The organism is Streptomyces kanamyceticus (assembly GCF_008704495.1).
GTDB classification, from domain to species: Bacteria; Actinomycetota; Actinomycetes; order Streptomycetales; family Streptomycetaceae; genus Streptomyces; species Streptomyces kanamyceticus.
Genome location: NZ_CP023699.1, coordinates 10,024,481 through 10,043,450, shown reverse-complemented (window position 1 = coordinate 10,043,450; position 18,970 = coordinate 10,024,481). Strand labels below are relative to the sequence as shown.

Below are 18,970 nucleotides of genomic sequence, written 5' to 3'. Positions count from 1 at the left end.
CTGATACACAACCGCGCGACAGTGGAAGCTTCGCCCTGATGGCCCGGAAGCCGCCCTCCCGAAGGCTGTGCACGTACCCGATCTTCGGTGTACGCGTACCTGGCTTTGGGAGGCGGTTGACGTGTTCGTACGTGCCCACTGTGCTGTCCGCGCTGTGCTCGGGGGGTCTTCGCGGGGCCGTCGGCGTACGACGTGGGCCCTGACTGCGGCGCTGCTCGCCGGTTGCACCGGGGGGCTGCTCGCTTTCGCCGACGGGGGTGACAGCGGCGCGGGCGACCGTGGGAACGCCGTCGCGCAGCAGTCCTCGATGCCACGGGCGGTCGCCGACCGGCTGGACCTGCCGTGGCCCGAGGAGGGGCAGACGGCCCTGGCGGTGGAGAAGGCCGGGGCCCTCGGCGTCAAGGGGGCACAGCAGCCGGTGCCGATCGCCAGCCTCACCAAGGTGATGACCGCATACGTGATCTTGAAAGAGCATCCGCTGAAGGGCGGCGAGAACGGACCCGTCGTCAAGGTCGACGAGCAGGCCGCTGCCGAGGCTCACTCGCTCAGCGAGTCCACCGCACCCGTGCGCCAGGGACAGCTGTTGTCCCAGCGCAAGCTGCTGGAGCTGATGCTGCTGCCGTCCGGGAACAATGTCGCCCGGTTGCTGGCCCGTTGGGACTCCGGCAGTCAGAAGAAGTTCACGGCGAAGATGAACGCCGCGGCAGCTCGGCTCGGGATGGTCCACACCACGTACACCGGTGCCAGCGGTTTCGAGTCCACCACCCGGTCCACCGCCGCCGACCAGCTCAGACTCGCCCGCGAGGCGATGAAGGAACCGGCGCTGCGCGCGACAGTGGCCCTGCGCAGCACGAAACTCCCCGGTCAAGCCGAACCGGTCCGGAACACCAACAAGCTCCTCGAACGGCCCGGTGTGATCGGCTTGAAGACCGGATCCAGCACCCCCGCGGGCGGCAACCTGATGTGGGCGGCCGAGATTCCGGACGGCACGAGCCACCACGTCGTATACGGCGTCGTCCTCTCCCAGCGCGTGGGCACCTCGCCTACCGAGGGAAATCAGGCGGCCCTGGAGAGCAGTGAGCGACTTCTCGATGCCCTCCAGGAGCGGTTGCCCGCCGCCCTCGCGGCGTACGGCGACGGCAGGGACGGCCGTCGATGAGTGAGAACGTCACGGTCACCAGCAACGGCTCCCGTCCCGCGGCGGAACCAGCGGAACCGGTGGCACCGGCGGAACCGGTGGCACCGTCGGAACCGGCGACACCGTCGGAACCGGCGACACCAGTCGACATGTCACACACGGGCACATGGCGCACAGAAATGTGGCGCACAGGTATGCGGCGTGCCCGCGCATGGCGCGCAGGTATGTGGCGACGGGGGCGGATCGTCGCCGCTGTCGCCGTGCTCTGCGCCCTGGTCATGGCCTTCAACACCCGCGTTCCCAACGGCGTCGGCAACCTCGGCAGTCTGCTGCAGACGGTGTTGCCCTGGATGGGCCTGAGTGTGCTGGCGCTGATGGCGGCCGCCGTGGCGCGCCGCTCCGCTCTCGCGGCCGTCGCTGTCCTGGTCCCCGCTGTCACCTGGTGCTCCCTGTTCGCGGGCGTGTTTCTCGACAAGCGCTCCAGTGGTGGGGACTTGGTCGTGGTCGGCCACAACGTCCATGAGGAGAACCGCGACCCGCGCGGGACCGCGCGGGCGCTGGCCGCCTCGGGTGCCGACGTCGTGGCCTTGGAGGAACTGTCCCGCCCCGCCGTCTCGACGTACGAGCGCGAACTGGCGCCCACCTACCGGTACTCCGCGGTGCGCGAGGGCGTCGGGGTGTGGAGCAAACACCCGCTCAAGGCCGTGCGGCCGGTGGACATCATGCCCTGGACTCGGGCCCTGCGCGCCACGGTCGACACCCCGAAGGGGCCTGTTGCCCTCTACGTCGCACACCTCGCCTCCGTACGTGTCATGCCCACCTCCGGGTTCACCACGGAGCGCCGCAACGCGTCGGCGGGGAAACTGGCCGATGCCGTGCGGGCCGAGCGGCTTGCCCGGGTCGTCGTGGCCGGTGACTTCAACGGGGCGGCCGAGGACTCGGCGCTGGATCCCCTGACCCGCCAGTTGCGTTCGACTCAGCGCGACGCGGGTGCCGGGTTCGGCTTCACGTGGCCCGCCTCGTTCCCGGTGGTCCGCCTCGACCAGATCATGGTCAAGGGGATGACTCCGGTTTCCTCGTGGACCCTGCCCGCCACCGGCAGTGATCATCTTCCGGTCGCGGCCTCCCTGCGCTGGTGACCCCACCGCCCGCCGTATGCCTCTTACGGAGCACGCGGCCTGTCCAGGGGCGGACCGCCGCGTGGCTACGATTCGATCACCAGTCGGCAGGAACGTTTTGGGAAGGTAAGTCCTTGTCCGAATCCCCCGTCCCGAGCGCGGTCAGCGTGCTCGTGGTCGAAGATGACGCGGTCATCCGCCGCGCCGTCCAACTCGCGCTCGAGCGCTACGGATACGACGTCTCGGTCGCCGAGGACGGTCTCGGGGGCCTGGAGGCGTTCCGGGCCGGACAGCACGATCTGCTCGTCCTGGACGTCATGCTGCCGGGCCTGGACGGCATCGGCCTGTGCCGACGCATCCGCGACGAGAGCCTCGTACCCATCTTGATGATGTCCGCCCGCGGCGACGCCCTCGACGTCGTGTCCGGTCTCGAGGCCGGGGCCGACGACTACGTGGTCAAACCCGTCGACATCGGCATCATGGTCGCCCGGATCCGGGTGCTGTTGCGCCGTGCCACGTTCCACCCAGGGGCGGCCGAGCCAGCGGCCGACCCCGGCCCCGGCTCTGATACCGGTACCGGATCCGACCCGCTCGTCTTCGGTGACCTGGCCATCGACCTCCGCGGCCTGACGGTGAGCCGGGCGGGCGCGACCGTCCCCCTCACACCCACCGAGCTGCGCCTGCTCCTGGCGTTCGCCGAGCACCCCGGCATCGTGCTCGACCGGCGCCGACTGCTGCGCGAGGTCTGGGACTACGGCTGGGAGGGCGACACCCGGGTCGTCGACCTGTGCGTGGTGCGGCTGCGCAAGAAGATCGGCGCGGACCGCATCAAGACCGTCCGCGGCTTCGGCTACAAACTCGACCGGTCCTGAAACGGCGGCCATGGGATTCCTCAACCCCGCGCCCTGCGCTGGAAGATCGCCGCTCTGACCGCGGCCGCCTGCTGCGCGGTCGCCACGGTCATCGGTCTGCTCGTCCACCAGTCGACGCAAGACCACGGGCAACGGGCGGGACGCGACCGCGCTGTCACTCAACTGCACGCCGCCGAGCAGGAGTACGCCCGTACCGGCGAAAGGCCCGCGGCCGCCGACCTCATGACGCGCGACGAAGTGCCAGCGCCCCTGGCCCGCGACCTCGCGGGGCTGGGCCGGAGCGGCGAGTACGCCCTCTGGTACGACGAGAAGCCACCGAACTGGTACTGGATGTGGGCGGCCGTGTCCGTCGGCGACAAGGTGCTCGTCGTGCGCACGGACATGAGCGCCGAGGTGCGCGGGCTCCAGCTCCTTGACCGCAGCATCGTCAAGGCCGTGCTCGCCGCCCTCGCCGTCGTCGTCCCCCTCGCCGCGCTCGCCACCGAGCCGATCAACCGGCGGCTGCGCCACGGCGCCCGCACCGCCCGCAAGATCGCCGACGGGGACCTCGACGCCCGCATCGGGCACCCCGGCCGGGCCCGCGACGAGATCACCGAGATGTCCACGGCCATGGACGTCATGGCCGCAGCCCTCCAGCAGAGGCTGGAGTCGGAACGGCGCTTCACCGCTGACGTGGCCCATGAACTGCGCACCCCGCTGATGGGGCTGGTCACCGCCGCGGGCCTGCTCCCCGAGCACGACGAGGCCGCGGACCTGGTCCGCACCGAGGTGCGCACGCTGCGCGGCCTGACCGAGGACCTCCTGGAGATCTCCCGCCTCGACGCCGGGGTCGAGCAGGCCCGGCTCGACGAGGTCCCCCTGGGCGAGCTGGTCACCGACGTGGTCCGACGCCTCGGTGGCGTCGACGACGTGTGCGTCCGGGGCACGGACGTCGTGCGTACCGACCCGCGCCGGGTGGAGCGCGTCGTCACCAACCTCGTCACCAACGCGCAGCGGCACGGCGCCGCCCCCGTCCAGGTCACCGTCACCGGGACCCGGATCGCCGTACGCGATCACGGTCCCGGCTTCCCCGCCGACCTGCTGGCCCACGGTCCCCAGCGCTTCCGCACGGAAGCCGCCGAGCGCGGACGCGGCCACGGGCTCGGACTGACCATCGCACTCGGCCAGGCAGCGGTCCTCGGCGCCCGGCTGACCTTCGCCAACGCGCCGGACGGAGGGGCCATCGCCACTCTTGACCTCTGCCGCTACCCCACCGGTGAGCCCACCGATAAACCACCAGTGAGTTGAATCACGGCACGCGCATTAAATGATTGAGTATCGGATCCGGTGAATAGGTATGGCCCATAACGGCGGTGCACAAATTTCAGCGTGCACGTTCCGTGACAATGAGTTTCCAGCCGAATTCACCAATCACGGGTGACGCGTTGTCAGCCGCGCGCCACAGGGAAAATCGCTGGACCGCGCGACGGGGCCGCCCTCCCCACGTTGGCCGGAAAATTTCGGTGCCGGGACGCGGGGAGCCCGGGCGGGAAATCGGGGCATTCGCGGTGGGGTAACGTCGTGGTCGCACTCCGTAGTTCCGGTGGGCCGCTCGGGATGGGAGTCCCAGGCAGGCCCCCGTAGGCGGGTGCCACCTCGACCACTCAGGCGATCTCCCCCGTGAGGGATTTCGCCGCCTTCGTATGCCGCAAAGCAGGAATTGATGCCCGTTCAACCATTAACGGAACTCATACGTTTCGTACGCAGCCAGTCCCCTTTCTACGCCGACCTCTATGCGGAAGTCCCGGACCGTGTAACCGAACTCACACAGCTTCCGGTCGTGCCCCAGGCCGAGTTCTGGCGGGCCAACACACCGCGCGACAATCGGCTTCTGACCGGTCCGCTCGACGAGGCCGTCGTCTTCAAGAGCGGCGGCACGACCGGCTCCCCGAAGTTCTCCTTCTACACCCGTGAGGAATGGCGGGAGTTCACCGGCGCTTTCGGCGCCGGGCTTCTCGAATCCGGGCTGCGCCCCGGGCACCGGGTCGCCGACCTGTTCTACGCCGGAGAGCTGTACGCCAGCTTCACCTTCATCCTCGACTCGCTGCACCGCTCCCCCGTCGCCAACGTCCGCCTTCCGATCGGCGGCGCCGCGCCCCTGGAATCGACGGTGCACACCCTGGAGCAGTTCGACGTGGAGGTGATCGCGGGGACCCCGACCACGCTGTGCGCCCTGGCCGACCACCTCGTCACCGCCGGGCGGCAGCTCCCGCAGGTGGAGCTGCTCCTGTTCGGCGGGGAGAGCCTCTACCGGGATCAAGAGCCGCTGCTCGCCCGCGCCTTCCCCAACTCCCGCCCGCGCTCAGTGGGTTACGCCAGCGTCGACGCGGGGCTGCTGGGCTGCGCCGTGCCGGGGCCCGACCCACGTGTGCACCGCGCCTTCACCCCGTACACCGCCGTGGAGATTCTCGACGAGGAGAGCGACGAGCCGATCACCGAGGCCGGGGTGCCGGGCAAGGTCGTGGTCAGCGACCTGCGTCGACGGCTGATGCCCGTATTGCGCTATCCGGCGGGCGACCGGGCCGAGTGGACCGGCACGGGCCCCGGGCACTTCCGCATCCTGGGCCGCTCCCAGGAAGGCGTCCGCGTCGGGCCCGTCTCGCTCTACACCCAGGACGTGCAAGACCTCGTCCGCGCTGCCGATGTCGCGGGGCGGGTGACCGGGGTGCAGCTGGTGCTGCGTCACCGGGACGGGCGGGACGCCCTGCTGCTGCGCCTGGCCAGCGACGGGGACCCGGCCGGGCTCCGCGAGCTCGCCGACATGATCGGCAAGCAGCTCCTGGCCGACCGGCCCTCGTTCGCCGACGCGGTCGGCGCCGGGCACATCCATCCGCTGTCGGTGGAGTGGGTGCGCCACGGCGAACTCGCCGTCAACGCGCGCTCGGGCAAGCTGATCCGCGTCGTGGACGAACGGCTGGGGTCATGAAGCCGCCCGACACCGGGACCGGACCGGCCACCCGCAAGCAACTCCCCCTCGTGCTGCGCAACCCCGCCTTCGGGGCGGTCTGGACCGCTCAGGTCCTCACCCAGGCGGCGGCCCGGATGTTCCAGGTCGGCGTGGTGTGGTGGCTGGTCAGCCAGGCCGCGGGCGCCGACCGGGGCCTGGCCTCCGGCGCCTTCCTCGCCATCTCCACCCTGCCCGCGGTGGCCCTCGTCCCGCTGGTCGCCCGAGTCGTCGCCCGCTGCCCGCACCGCAGTGTCCTGGCCGGTGCGGCGGCAGTGGCAGGTCTTGCCGCCGCCGCGACCGCCACCTGGACGTACGCGGCGCAGCCGCCCACCGTCGTGATCTACAGCGCGGCCCTCCTCCTCGCGGGCTGCCAGGCCCTCTTCGACCCGTGCCTGACCACGTCGGTCCCCGAACTGGTCGAGGACGCCGACATCGAGGCCGCGACCGGCTTCGAACTCGCCACGCAGTCCCTGGCCGGACTGGCGGGCGGGCTCCTCGGCCCACTGCTCGTCGACGCCTGGGACCTGGCGGGCATCGTCGCCGGATGCGCGGGCGCCTACCTCGTCGCGGCCGTGCTCGTCGCGTCGGCCCGCTTCCCGCGGGCCGCCGCCGGTCCCGCCGCGCATGCCCCGGGTGACGTGCCACAGCGCCGTACGCTGCGGCAGATCCTGGCCGAACTCCCCTTCATCCGGCAGGTGTTGCTCTGCTTCGCCGCGGCGAACGTGTTCACCACGGCCGTGTACGTCGTGATGCCGCTGTACACCCGCTCCGTCCTGCACGGGCAGGGATCCACCGTCGCCGCGCTGGAGGCGGCACTGGGCGCGGGGACCCTGCTCGGGTCCTTCACCGGAGGGCGCCTGCCCGGCTCCCCCACCGCCATCGGCGGGACCTGCCTGGCGCTGATGGCGCTCGCGCTGGGGATGCCGGGCCTGGCGCCGGGCCTGACCGTGGCGCTGGTGTCGCTGCTCCTGGCGGGCTGGTGCGTCGGCGTGATCGGCGTACGCTTCGTCGCCCTGTTCCAGCGGTCGGTACCGGCCGCCGACAAGCCCGGGTTCTTCGCGGTCATGCAGGCCGTCCTCGGCGCCACCTTCCCGCTGTCCTCGCTGGTCTTCGGGGTGCTCGGCGACCATCTGGGGGCGCGCTGGCTGTGCCTGGTCCAGGGGGTGGGGCTGGCACCGGTCGCCGTGGCCCTGTTCCTGCTCGGGCGGCGCGGGCGCGCGGCCGCGGAGGACGGGACCGCGGCACCCACGGTGACGGCCCCCACGGGCGCTCAGTACGCCGCCGACGACGCCGCACCCCTAGGAGCTGCCCGATGACCGTCATCATCGCCCCCGCCGCGCTCCAGGACATCGCGGAACTGCGCCAGTTGTACTTCGACGTGTACGGCCACGGGTACCCGGTGCCGCTGGGCAGCGACCCGGCGGTGATGCGCCGCCTGATCACCGACCCGCACACCCACTGGCTCACCGCCCGGCTGCCCGGGACCGGGGAGCTCGCGGGTTCGGCCGTCGTACAGACCGACCCCGGCAGCCGCATCGGCAAACTCGTCGGCCTCGCGGTCCACCCGGACCGCCGACGCGGCGGCCTCGCCGGACAGCTGACCGGCGCGGTGTGCGGCGCCGCCTTCGCCGAAGGTCGCCTCGACTCGGTGTACGCCACCGTACGCATGGTCACCGAAGGCCCCCAACACGTCGTGGTCCGCAACGGGTTCAGACCGCTCGGCCTGCTGCCCAACGCCGCCGAGGTGGCGGGCTGCGAGAGCCTCGGCCTCTTCGCCCGCTTCGCCGACGGGGTGCTCCCCCGGCGCGAGACGGTCCCCCGCGCGCCCGCCGCGCTCGGCCCGCTCCTGGCCGCCGCCGAGGACAGCACCGGCGTCCCCTACGGCGCGGTGCTGCCCTCGGACACCCTGGGCTCGGCGCGGCCCGAGGGTCCGGCCGCGCCGCCGACCGCGGACCTGGAAGTGGTCGGCGCGCCCGGCTTCGTACGCCGTCGTTTCCTCGAACTCTTCCCCGATCCGGCGGGCCGCTACTACCCGCTGCACGCGCCCAACGCCGTACTGGTGCCGCCGGACGGCGCGTTCGAGGCGTACGTGGATCTCGATCCGGTCACCGGCAGCTGTGCGCTGGTCGCCGTGCACCCCTATCCGGCGGCGGTCACCCATGCCCTGGAGCCCTTGATGGCGACGGTCTCCCGGGCCGGTGCCGACTACGTCGAGACGCTCCTGCCGCTGTCCGACACGGCGAGCCTGACCGCTTTCCTGGCCGCGGGCTTCGTCCCCAGTGCCATCTATCCGGCCATGCGCCGCATCGGCGAGCGCTGCCACGACTACGTCGTGCTCTCCCGCACGAGCCGTCAGATCGACTTCCGGACCCTCGCCGTCGGCGGGCCGCTCCAGCCCTATGTGAGCGCCTACCTGACCGCCTGGGCCGCTACCTATCTGCCCCGTCATGAGGTTGCCCTGTGAACACCGACACCACTTCGCCTTCGCCGAACATGTATCTCGCCCCTGTCCAGGTCCCGGACCCTCAAGCGCTCTCGCACGTCCAGCGGCTCTGCGACCTGACCGCGCCGTACGCCCAGGGGCCGGACACCGACGCGTTGTTCGCGGCCGCCATGGCCGAGGCGAACGACTGGCACGCGGCCCGCTCGCCGTTCTTCCGCTCGCTGCTCGCCGACGCGCCGGAGTCCCCGGCGCCGACGGTGGGCATGGGCCTCCGCGCCCCGCTGATCCACGCCAACTTCTTCAAACGCCACGAGGTGCTCTCCGTCCCCCGCGACGACGTCTTCCTCCACCTGACGTCCTCCGGCACCACCGGCCAGAAGTCACAGATGTTCTTCGACGAGTGGACCATCCGCTCCGCGCAGCGCATGGTGGCCCGGATCTTCGACCACTACGGCTGGATCACCCCCGACCAGCCCGTCAACTACCTCCTCTACAGCTACGAACCGGCCCCGAGCATGCAACTCGGCACGTCCTTCACCGACAACTACCTGTGCGACTTCGCCCCGGCCAAGGGCGTCACCCACGCGCTGCGGCACACCGGCGACGGCCACGAGTTCGATGTGCACGGCTGCATCAGAGCACTGCGGAGTTACGCGGAGGAGGGCCTGCCGGTCCGCATCCTCGGCTTCCCCGCGTTCCTGCACTTCACCCTGGAGCGGATGCGTACCCAGGGGCTGCCGCCGATCCAGCTGCCCGCGGGGTCCCTGGTGGTCCTCGGTGGCGGTTGGAAGGGCCATGCCGACCGGCAGATCGGCAAGGCGGAGTTCTACGCGCGGGTGACCGAGCTCCTCGGCGTCGCTCCTGACCGGATCCGGGACACCTTCGGCTCGGTGGAGCACTGCGTGCCGTACATCGAGTGCGCCGAGCACCGGTTGCACGTGCCCGTGTGGTCGCGGGCCGCGGTGCGCGACACCCGCACGCTGCGGCCTCTCGGGTACGGAGAGCGCGGCTTCCTGCACCTGGTCTCGCCGTACATCACCTCCGTACCGGCGCAGAGCGTCGTGATGGGCGACCTCGCCTCGCTGCACCCGCAGAGGAGTGCGGCTGCCCGCTGCCCACACCGTGGTTCACCGTCCACGGGCGCGCCGGGGTGAGCCGCAACCGCAGCTGCGCGGTGGCCGCGGCCGAGCTTTTGAAGGGACGCGTGTGAGTGCCGTGACGCCTACGAGGACGACCATCGAGACGACGACGAGCAGGGAAGCGAAATCCGACGTGAGCAGCGAACTCCATTTCTGGCAGGGCGAGTTCATCGACGACGCCGAGGCCGAGGACCGTCTTGCGGATCTCCCGGGCCTGGTCGAGCGGGCCCTGGCCGAACCGCTGGCGACCGAGACCGTGTTGAGCGCCTGCGACGCGCTCAGCGCCGCGCTGGGCGAGGACGGGAATCCCGTACGGGACCGGCTCGCTGCCCAACTCGCCGCGTCTAGCGGCGACTTGGGTGATACCGAAGCGACCCTCACCGAGCTGTCCGCCGCGCTGGCGAGGACCGCCCTGGAACGCAAGCTGCGGCGCGAGCTCGGCGGCATCGCACCCGGCAGGCTGACCCGGCCCGACGCCCGAGAGACCGTCTTCGAGGCCTGGGCCCCGGTCGGCCTCCTTGCTCACGTCGCCCCCGGCAACGCGGCGGCCGTCGCCCCGCTGAGCGTCGTCGAGGGCCTGCTGGCCGGGAACGTCAACGTACTGAAGACCAGCAGCGGCGACACCCCGCTCGCCCTGCACCTCCTCGCCGAACTGGCGGCCGCCGACCCTACCGGCGCGCTCGCCCGTCACATCGTCGCCCTGCGCTTCCCTTCCGCCCGCCGCGAGTGGCTGCGGCTCATGTGTGCGCCCGCGGACGCGATCGCCGTGTGGGGTGGCGAGGACGCGGTGGCCTCGGTCTCCGAACTCGCGCCGCCCGGCTGCCGGTTGATCGAGTGGGGCCACAAGATCTCCTTCGCCTATCTGACCCGCGAGGCCTGGCAGGACCCGGTGACGATGGCCGCCCTGGCCACCGATGTGTGCCGCTTGGACCAGCAGGCGTGCTCCAGCCCGCAGGTGGTCTATCTGGACACCGAGGACGCCGAGGACGTCTTCGCCTTCGCCGAGGACTTCGCGCCCGTCCTCGCCAAGGCCACGGCCGCATCACTCACCGCCGACGCGCGCCCGGCCTCGGCCCTGGACGCCGCCGAGCAGGCGGAGATCACCACCACCGAGCTGCTCGCCCGCCTCGAACAGCATCTGGACCTGACCAAGGTCGTCGCCGCCGAGGACGGCACCTGGCGCGTCCTGGCCGACACCCGGCCCGCGCTCACCGCGTCGCCGCTGCACCGCAGCATCTGGGTCAAGCCGCTGCCCGCCCGGGACGTCATCGCCACCCTGCGGCCGATGCACCGCTACCTCCAGACCGCCGCCGTCGCAGGCGGTCGCGCCGACATCGCCCGGCTCTCCCGGACCCTGCTGACGGCGGGCGCCCTGCGCGTCACCCCGGTCGGCGCGATGCTGGACAGCTACGACGGCGAACCGCACGACGGCGTGTACGCGCTCCAGCGCTACAGCCGCCGGGTCGGTGTCCGGACCGGCGACGCCTTCAGGACCACGGCCTGTCTGGACGACCTCGTCGCCGCCACGCCCTGCCCCGCCCCGCCGACCGGCCCCCTCCTCGACAAAGCGGGCGTGCAGCGGCAGTTGACCACCCTGGCGCCCGAACACGCCCACCTGTACTTCCGCAGCGGCGGCACCACCGGCACCCCGGCGCTGTCCGTGTTCACCAACCACGACTACGACACCCAGATGCGGGCCGCCGCACACGGCCTGCTCGCCGCCGGTTTCGACCCGGCCCGTGACCGCGCCGCCAACCTCTTCTACTGCGGGGGCATGTACGGCGGGTTCATCAGCTTCTTCTCCATCCTGGAGCGGCTGAACGCGACCCAGATCCCCGTGGCCGCGGGCACCGACCACGCCGCGGTCGCCGAGGCACTGGTGACCCACCGCGCCGACACGGTCTTCGGCATGCCCTCCTACCTCTGGCAGCTCTTCCACTCCCAGAGCGCACTCCTTCGCTCCTACGGAGGCATCCGCAAGGTCTTCTACGGCGGCGAACACTTCACCCCCGAGCAGCGCCGGATCCTCACCGACACCTTCGGCGTCGAGGTCATCCGCTCCGCCTCCTACGGCAGTACGGACCTGGGGCCGCTCGGCTACCAGTGCGCCCACGCCGAGGGTTCGGTGCACCACGTCCTGACCGACCTGCACACCCTGGAGGTCCTGGACCCGCAGGAGGACAGGCCGGTCTCCCCCGGGCAGCCCGGCCGCCTGGTCTTCACCAGCCGCACCCGCTCCGGCCAGCGCCTGGAGCGCTACCAGATCGGCGACCTGGGCCGCGCGGTGGACGGCGTCTGCCCGTGCGGCAGCCACGCCCCGCGCATCGAACTCCTGGGCCGCTACGGCGATGTGGTGCGCGTCGGCACGTACTTCTACAACTACCGCCGCTTCGTGGAGACCGCGCAGGAACAGCTCGGCTACCGCGGAGAACTACAGCTGGTCCTGAGCGCCGGAACCGCCCGCGAGCAGTTGACCGTACGCCTGGACAGGGAGTACGCCACCGATCCCGGGCGGGCACGTGCCGCGTTCCTCTCGGCCATCCCGGAGCTCGGCGCGGCGGTCACCGATGAGGAGTTGCTGACCTGTGCGGTCGAGATCGTCGACGGCCAGGATCTCGAACGCACCGCGGGGAGCGGCAAGTTGCGTACGGTGATCGACCTCAGGGCGGCGGCTTCGGCGTGACCGCGTGGCGGACTAGGGGGTTCTCTGGAACCCCCTAGTCCAGCCTTGATCGCACATGGTGCGCGATCGCCGCGTCGTCGTTCGTGTCGTACATCTCGTCGATCAGCGTGGCGAACGACTTCACGACCGCGTTGCGCTTGATCTTGCCGTTCGCGGTCCGCTCGCCGCGTTCGGTTTGTAAGGGGCGTGGCAGAACACGGAAGTCCTTCAGCTGCTCCGCTCGCGCGAGGTCCGCGTTGACTCGATCGATCTCCGCTCGCAGGTGTTCGGACTGTGCCTCTGCCGATGGGGCGGCCGCAGTGGTGTTCGGCTCCAGGAGGACGGTGAGGTACTTGCGTGCCTCGCCGACGACGATCGCGTCATTGATGAGGACGCTTTCCTTCAGGCGGTTTTCGATGGGTTGGGGGCTGATCGTTTTGCCGCCGCGGGTGATGATCACGTCCTTTTTCCTGCCGATGATCCGGATGTCGTCGTGGGAGGTGTATTCCACCAGGTCGCCTGTGTGGAGCCAGCCGTCCTGGAGGACCGCCGCGGTTTCCTCCGGGTCGCGCCAGTAGCCGTTGAAGAGGAGCGGTGCCCGGATCAGCATTTCGCCGTCGTCGGCGACTTTCACCTGGAAGCGTGGGTCGGGGAATTTCCTGCCGATGGTGCCCGGGCGGGGGAACGGCTGGTCGAAGTGCGCGATGGGGCACGCTCCGGTCTCGGTGAGGCCGTAGTTCTCGCGAAGATCGAGCCCCCAGATCTGCCAGATCTCCAGGACGCTCTCGGGCATGGCGGCGGAAGCGGTGTAGGCGAGGCGGATGCGGTCCATTCCGGCGGTTGCCCGCAGCGGCAGGAAGACGCCGCGCAGTGCGGCGGCGTACGCGATACGCAGCGGTATCGAGGACTTGCGGTGCGACCAGCGGTTGTCGGCCACCCTGCGGCCGACCCACATGGCGGCGTCGTAGGCGTAGCGGCGCAGTCGCGGCCAGGTCTTTGTCCGTGCGATGAGCTCGCCCGCGGTCTTCTCGTAGAACCGCGGTGGCCAGAGCAGTGCCGTCGGCCGCGCCGAGCGCAGCACGTGCTGGTAGTCATCGATGCGGCAGTAGGTGACCACCAGCCGGGTGAGCAGCGGCGCGAAGACGGATATCACCGCCGGTGCCACGTGGGCCAACGGCAGGAATCCCACGACGTCGTACTCGCGTTCCTGAATTTCCGGGTAGAGGCCGATGACGGTCTGGATCGAGTGTTGAAGTGTCCGGTGCGAGTGGGTGACGCCTTTCGGCGCCCCGGTGGATCCCGACGTGTAGAAGAGCACGGCGGGGTCGTCGAGGGAGCCACGGGCGACGAGCTCGTCCAGTACGTCCGGGCCGTCGTCGGCGCGTTGTGCTCCTTCTTCGCACAGCGCTTTCCACGTCGTCGCTTTGATGGGCTTGGGCAGCGCCGGTGGTGTCGCGTCGATTCCGATGACGAGCCGCAGTGTCGGTGTCTGTGCGGCTATCGCCGCTGCTTTGTCGAGTTCCGTCGCTGTTTCGCCGATGAAGGCGACCGCTTCGCTGTGTGTGAGGAGTTGTTCGATCTCCGTGGGCGAGTTGGTCGGGTACACGCCGATCACGATGCCGCCGACACTCTGCACGGCCAGTGCGGCGAAGGCCCATTCCGGGCGGGCGCCGCTCATGACGGCGACGCGATCGCCGCGCCGTACGCCTTGCGCGACGAGGCCGAGTGCGAGGTCGCGTACGTGGTCCGCGTACGACCGCCAGGTGATCGCCTGTACCACCCCGTCGCGCCAATGTCGCAGCGCGACGTCGTCGGGTTCAGTGCGCGCTCGGTCGAGCAGCAGCCTCGGAAGCGTACGGGCCGGTTCGAAATGCGTGAGGTTCATGCGGCACGCTCCCCGAGGTGGAGGAAGTCACCCCGGTACCAGGTCACCGGCTCGCCGCCACCCGTCCGGGCTTCGTGGACGCGGCCGATGAGAATCACGTGATCGCCACCGGGGACGGCTTGCCGCAGTTCGCAGTGGAGGACTGCCGCCGCGTCGGGCAGTAACGGATGACGCTCGTCGTCGAATGCGAAGCGGCCGTGCGCGAACTTGTTCTCGCCCTTCGTCGCGAACTTCATCGCCAGCTCCGCGTGTGCGGGCGTCACGATGTTCACGACGAACCGTTCGGCCGCCATGAAGACGGGGTAGCAGTCCGCTCCTCGGTCCAGGCATACCAGGACGAGCGGCGGATCGAGCGACAGCGCCGCGAAGGAACTCGCGGTGAATCCGTGCAGCGTGCCCGCTTCGCTGCGCGTCGTCACGATCGTCACGCCGGACGGGAAGCGGGCCAGCGCCGAACGGAAGTCGGCCGGGTCCACCCCCTCGACTCGGTCAGCCATGCCACACCTCCCGGGCCGCTCGGGCGGCCGGGTCGTCGAAGACCGTGCGCGCGTCGGCGGTCGTGGCTCGGAGCTGTTCGTCGGCGGACCGGCCGACGGTGCCGGTGCGCAGGGCCCGCTTCAGCGCGGCGAACACGGCAGGTGGTTTGGCCGCCGCCGCACGCGCGTCCGCCGTCGCGACCGCGAGCAGGTCGTCCCGCTCGACGACTCGGTCGACGATGCCGAGGGCTTGCGCGTCGAGCGCGTCGACGGGCTCGCCGCCCAGCAGGAGGCGCCGGGCCGCGCGGTCGCCGAGAACGGCGCGCGTTCGGTCCACCCCTTTCACTGCCGGGAGCAGGCCGTGGTTGATCTCGGGGAAGACGAAACGTGCCTGCGCCGATGCGTACACCGCGTCGGCGAACAGCGCCATTTCGATGCCACCACCGACGCACCAGCCGTTGACCGCGCACACCAGTGGCCGGGGGAAGTTCTCCAGTGCGCAGAGCAGTGCGTGGAACGACGTCATCCGCTCGGCCATGCAGTCGGCGTCCTGGCGGACGGTCTCCTTGATGTCGCCTCCCGCGCAGAAGAATCGCTCGCCGTCGCCCGTCAGGACGAGCGCGGGGGCGTCCGGGTCGTCGGCGAGGGTGTTCAGTGTCGTCGTCAGCTCGCTGATGACCGCGTCGTTGAGCGCGTTCGCGGGCGGATGGTTCAGGGTCAGGACGACGACGCCGTCCGCTTCGTCGGACGCGTGGACAGTGCTGAGCGATGCGCTGTGCGTCGTACTGAGCGTTGTGCTGTGCGTCGTCGTGAGCGTTGTGCTGTGCCGGGCTGTGGTCATGCTCGTCTCCGGTCAGTTCGCCGAGGTGTGGAAGAGATCGCTCATCGAACCGCCGCCACGGAATTCTGGAGGTCGCGCTGGGCCTGGAAGCGGCGCAGGGCCTCTTCGTGGGCGGGACGCGCGGCGCGGATGTCGGCCAGTACGTCGTCGGCGGGGCGCACCACGTTGCGCGGGTGCTTGAAGTGCGGGATCACGTACTTGCCGAACAGCTCGATGGAGCGCATGAGTTGGTCGTGGGGAAGGCTGTCCACGCGCAGCACCAGTGACTCCACCCCCATGTCCGCGTATCGCTGGACGTGCTCGACGCAGTGCTCGGGTTCGCCGACGACGAAGCCCTGCGAACGCTCGAACATGTACTCCTCGTCGTCGAAGTCGACGTCCTTGACCGCTCCCATGTAGGCGTAGTCCTTCGACAGCTTGGCGAGGCGTTCGAAGGCGTCGGTGGAGAGCTTGGTCATCTCGAACAGCGGCCTGGCCTGCTTGCGGGCGAGCGCTGTCGTCTCCGCGCAGTGCATACCGCCGCTGACAAGGACCATCTTGCGTGGCGTGATCGGGTGCGGATGGGTGGTGGCGGCGAGTGTCTCGTCGTAGAGCTTCAGCATGTTCTCCACGAGGTCGAACCCGAGGTAGAACCCGCCCATGATGGCGCCGATGCCCATCGAGGCGGCGGTCGCGACCGAGCTCGGGCTGCCGGTGGCGGCCGAGATCGGCGGGTGCGGTGTCTGCAGCGGCTTGGGAACCAGGCTGCGCGGCGGGATCTTGTAATGCTCGCCGACGAACGAGAAGGGGTCTTCGAGGAACGCTCGGCGAATCAGCTCGATGCCTTCGCGCCACTGGGCCTTGTTCTCGGTCGGATCGACTTCGAACGCACGCAGCGCGAGCGTCGTGTTGCCGCGTCCCGTGCCGAGTTCGACGCGGCCGTGGGACAGGATGTCCTCGGTCGCGACGCGCTCCGCGACGCGCAGCGCGTGATTCATCCGCGTCGGCAGCAGCGTCACCAGGTGGATGAAGCGGATCCGGTTCGTCAGGGCCATGAGGTACGGATAGAGCACCTCCGGAGCGGAGATCGAAGCCGTGCCGATGGCGACGTGCTGTTCGGAGCTGCCGAAGGCGTCGAAGCCCACCTGCTCGGCGAGCAACACCTCCTCGACGAGCTCTCGGTAGCGGTGATCGTGGGTGAGCCCAGGCGGGGTGTCGCCCTCGGTCATGAGGATGAAGTCCATGCCGTCCCTCTCCTTCAACGTTAATGAGCAATAACGTAAGTCGTGGTTCGGGCATGGTCAATGGCCTACTTGAGCGAGCAAACGTTATTGGCCATTAACGGAGTGGACCGGTGGCTTCACCGCGACCGCGTCCAGCGAGGTGCTCGGCGACTCGCGCAAAATGCCGTATGAGCTGGGGACTTCACGCCTCATCGCGACAGCGGACCTGCTCACGCAGCGCACGTCGGCACGTTATCGACCGTTCGCCTAAGCTTCACCCATGACGAGTCCCACTTCTCCTCGTGCCACCACTCCCCGAGGCACCCGCCGGCGGGAGTTGATCAAGGTCGCGGGTGAGCTGTTCAACGAACGCGCCTTCGATGCGGTCACGACCGAGATGATCGGTGCGCGCGCCGGGGTGACCGGTCCCGCGCTCTACCGGCACTTCCCGAGCAAACAGGCGTTGCTGATCGCCGTGCTCGAGGATCCGCTGAACGATCTCCTGGCGAACGCGCGCAAGACGGCAGCCGAGGTGAGCGATCCGCGGCGGGCACTGGAGGCGATGATCGACTACCACGTCACGCGCAGTCTCCAGAACGTTCCGTCCACGCTCGTGTTCCTGAAGAACGAGCACAACGTGCCCGATGAGGAACGCCACCGCATGCGGCGCTTGATGCGCCTCTACGCCGAGGAGTGGAGCACCCTGGTGGAGCGGCTCCGCCCCGATCTGTCGGACGCCCAGAACCGCGTCCTGACCCACGCCGTCTTCTCGATGATCAACTCGGTTCCGCAGTTCAACAGCGGGCTCGACGCGGAGAGCGTCGCGACGACGATCCGTACCGCCGCGATCAACGCGTTGCTGATGCCGCCGGGCACGATCTGACCTCTCCCGGCTACGCCCCCTTGTCGGCGGCCCCTTGCCGACTCTGCAGGGTGCGGGCCAGGCGTGGCCCCAGGCGCTGCTTGAGCCAGCGCAGGGCCTGGAGGCGGCCGACGGCCTGGTCCAGGTGGAAGTAGAGCTGCGGCGGCACGTAGGGCAGCAGGGGTGAGTGGCGCTGGCCGAGGAGAGCGAACATCTGGTGCGGCTCGAGGCCCATGTACCGGGGCAGGTTCTCGTACCACTGGGCGCTGTGCCGTGCGGCGCTCTGCACCGAGAGCAGGGCCTGCTTGCGGTCCCGCTCGTACGCGGCGAGCACCGCGGGCAGCCTCGAAGGAGCGGTGGCGGACCGCAGCGCGCGGGCCAGGCCCATCGCGTCGCGCAGTGCGAGGGTGGTGCCCGCGCCGATGGAGTAGTGCGTGGTGTGTGCGGCGTCGCCGATCAGCGTGAGGTTGCCGTGCGACCAGGCCGTGTTGGTGACGGTCGGGAAGGCCTGCCACTGGGCGTGGCTCTCGATGTCCGTACGGCCGAGGAGTTCGTGTCCTTCGAGCAGGTCCGCGAAGAGCTTCTCCAGCAGGCGCAGGGACGCGTCGTGGTCGAGCCGGTCGAATCCCAGTGCCGCCCAGGTCGTGGCGGAGCACTCCACGACGCAGGTGCTGCGCTCGGGGCTGAATCCGTAGGCGTAGCACCAGATCCAGCCGTGCTCGGTCTCGGCGAAGGCGAAGGTGAATGCACTGAGGACTCGGCTCGTGCCGAGCCAGATGAAGCGGTTGGCGCCTGTGGTCACACGTGTGCCGAACTGTGCGGCGTGTTCCGTGCGGAGCCTGCTGTGCGCGCCGTCCCCGGCGACGACGAGGTCGGCGTCGGGGAGTTCCGCGCTGCTGCCGATCTCCTTGCCGAACTCGAGGCGCACGCCCAGCGACCGGGCACGGTCGGCCAGGACGGTCCGCAGCCGGTGGCGGCCGATGGCGTGCCCGGGGTCGCCGTCGTGCGCGGTGGTCCGGTCGCCGACGTAGGCGAACCCGCCCTGCCAGGACACGGACTGCTCCTCGATGAGCCGTGCGGATTCGGGGTCGTGGGCCAGCAGGTCCCGGAGGAGGTCGGGCCAGTAGGTCACGCCCCAGCCGTAGGTGGTACCGGCCGCGTGCCGCTCGTGGACCGTGACCTCGTGGGCCGGGTCCTGGAGCTTGGCGAGGACGGCCAGATACAGCGAGGCAGGCCCTCCGCCGACACAATCGATCTTCACGCGCACTCCTGCTTGTCTTCGCGAGGAGGACCACCGTATGCGCAGGCGGAGCGCGCGGACCGAAGGCCGACGTGGTGTCGCTGAT

The 18,970-nt window shown here is 70.1% G+C and carries 14 protein-coding genes and 1 pseudogene; 10 read left to right on the top strand and 5 right to left on the bottom strand.

Annotated elements, in window-relative coordinates; genetic code table 11:
* The first annotated feature begins 121 nt into the window (after positions 1-121).
* From CP970_RS43460 to CP970_RS43420, 9 genes and pseudogenes are all read left to right on the top strand, one after another.
* Positions 122-1,159: a D-alanyl-D-alanine carboxypeptidase family protein gene (locus CP970_RS43460; protein WP_224059076.1), complete on the top strand. Its 1,038-nt coding sequence runs from the start codon at positions 122-124 to the stop codon at positions 1,157-1,159.
* Positions 1,160-1,332: 173 nt separating this feature from the next.
* Positions 1,333-2,277, top strand: a complete 945-nt coding sequence (locus CP970_RS43455) for an endonuclease/exonuclease/phosphatase family protein (protein WP_079043712.1) — start codon at positions 1,333-1,335, stop codon at positions 2,275-2,277.
* Between the two features lie 113 nt (positions 2,278-2,390).
* Positions 2,391-3,128: a two-component system response regulator CseB gene (gene cseB / locus CP970_RS43450; protein WP_055550633.1), complete on the top strand. Its 738-nt coding sequence runs from the start codon at positions 2,391-2,393 to the stop codon at positions 3,126-3,128.
* Positions 3,129-3,350: 222 nt separating this feature from the next.
* Entirely contained in the window at positions 3,351-4,415 is a 1,065-nt protein-coding gene (locus CP970_RS43445) for a sensor histidine kinase (protein WP_224059074.1), read from the top strand.
* A 415-nt stretch (positions 4,416-4,830) separates the two neighbouring features.
* Positions 4,831-6,093, top strand: coding sequence for a phenylacetate--CoA ligase family protein (locus CP970_RS43440; RefSeq protein WP_055550637.1), 1,263 nt, complete (start codon positions 4,831-4,833; stop codon positions 6,091-6,093).
* Positions 6,090-7,430, top strand: coding sequence for an MFS transporter (locus CP970_RS43435; RefSeq protein ID WP_055550639.1), 1,341 nt, complete (start codon positions 6,090-6,092; stop codon positions 7,428-7,430). Before CP970_RS43440 ends, CP970_RS43435 begins: the two co-directional genes overlap by 4 nt.
* Positions 7,427-8,578 (top strand): GNAT family N-acetyltransferase, encoded by a 1,152-nt coding sequence (locus CP970_RS43430; protein ID WP_055550641.1) that lies wholly within the window; start codon positions 7,427-7,429, stop codon positions 8,576-8,578. Before CP970_RS43435 ends, CP970_RS43430 begins: the two co-directional genes overlap by 4 nt.
* 29 nt (positions 8,579-8,607) lie before the next feature.
* Positions 8,608-9,767 (top strand): annotated as a pseudogene (locus CP970_RS43425) (LuxE/PaaK family acyltransferase).
* A gap of 62 nt (positions 9,768-9,829) precedes the next feature.
* A complete protein-coding gene (locus tag CP970_RS43420; RefSeq protein ID WP_055550643.1) occupies positions 9,830-12,379 on the top strand; it encodes an acyl-CoA reductase in 2,550 nt (849 codons plus the stop codon).
* 34 nt (positions 12,380-12,413) lie between these two features.
* On the opposite strand, the gene CP970_RS43415 is transcribed toward CP970_RS43420, so the two are convergent.
* The 4 genes from CP970_RS43415 to CP970_RS43400 are packed head-to-tail and all read right to left on the bottom strand — an operon-like array spanning position 12,414 to position 16,783.
* Positions 12,414-14,243 carry an AMP-dependent synthetase/ligase gene (locus CP970_RS43415; RefSeq protein WP_055550645.1) on the bottom strand — a complete coding sequence of 610 codons (1,830 nt, stop codon included), beginning with the start codon at positions 14,241-14,243 and terminating at the stop codon, positions 12,414-12,416.
* Complete coding sequence (locus CP970_RS43410) at positions 14,240-14,740, bottom strand: flavin reductase family protein (protein WP_055550647.1); 501 nt, start codon at positions 14,738-14,740, stop codon at positions 14,240-14,242. Before CP970_RS43410 ends, CP970_RS43415 begins: the two co-directional genes overlap by 4 nt.
* Positions 14,733-15,560 (bottom strand): enoyl-CoA hydratase/isomerase family protein, encoded by an 828-nt coding sequence (locus CP970_RS43405; protein ID WP_079043713.1) that lies wholly within the window; start codon positions 15,558-15,560, stop codon positions 14,733-14,735. Before CP970_RS43405 ends, CP970_RS43410 begins: the two co-directional genes overlap by 8 nt.
* A gap of 41 nt (positions 15,561-15,601) precedes the next feature.
* A complete protein-coding gene (locus CP970_RS43400; protein WP_063806150.1) occupies positions 15,602-16,783 on the bottom strand; it encodes an LLM class flavin-dependent oxidoreductase in 1,182 nt (393 codons plus the stop codon).
* A 259-nt stretch (positions 16,784-17,042) separates the two neighbouring features.
* On the opposite strand from CP970_RS43400, the gene CP970_RS43395 reads away from it, so the two are divergent.
* Positions 17,043-17,645 carry a TetR/AcrR family transcriptional regulator gene (locus tag CP970_RS43395; RefSeq protein ID WP_055550649.1) on the top strand — a complete coding sequence of 201 codons (603 nt, stop codon included), beginning with the start codon at positions 17,043-17,045 and terminating at the stop codon, positions 17,643-17,645.
* A 10-nt stretch (positions 17,646-17,655) separates the two neighbouring features.
* Here the strand turns inward: CP970_RS43395 and CP970_RS43390 are convergent, their stop codons facing one another.
* Positions 17,656-18,891, bottom strand: coding sequence for an FAD-dependent monooxygenase (locus CP970_RS43390; RefSeq protein ID WP_055550651.1), 1,236 nt, complete (start codon positions 18,889-18,891; stop codon positions 17,656-17,658).
* Positions 18,892-18,970: the final 79 nt, after the last annotated feature.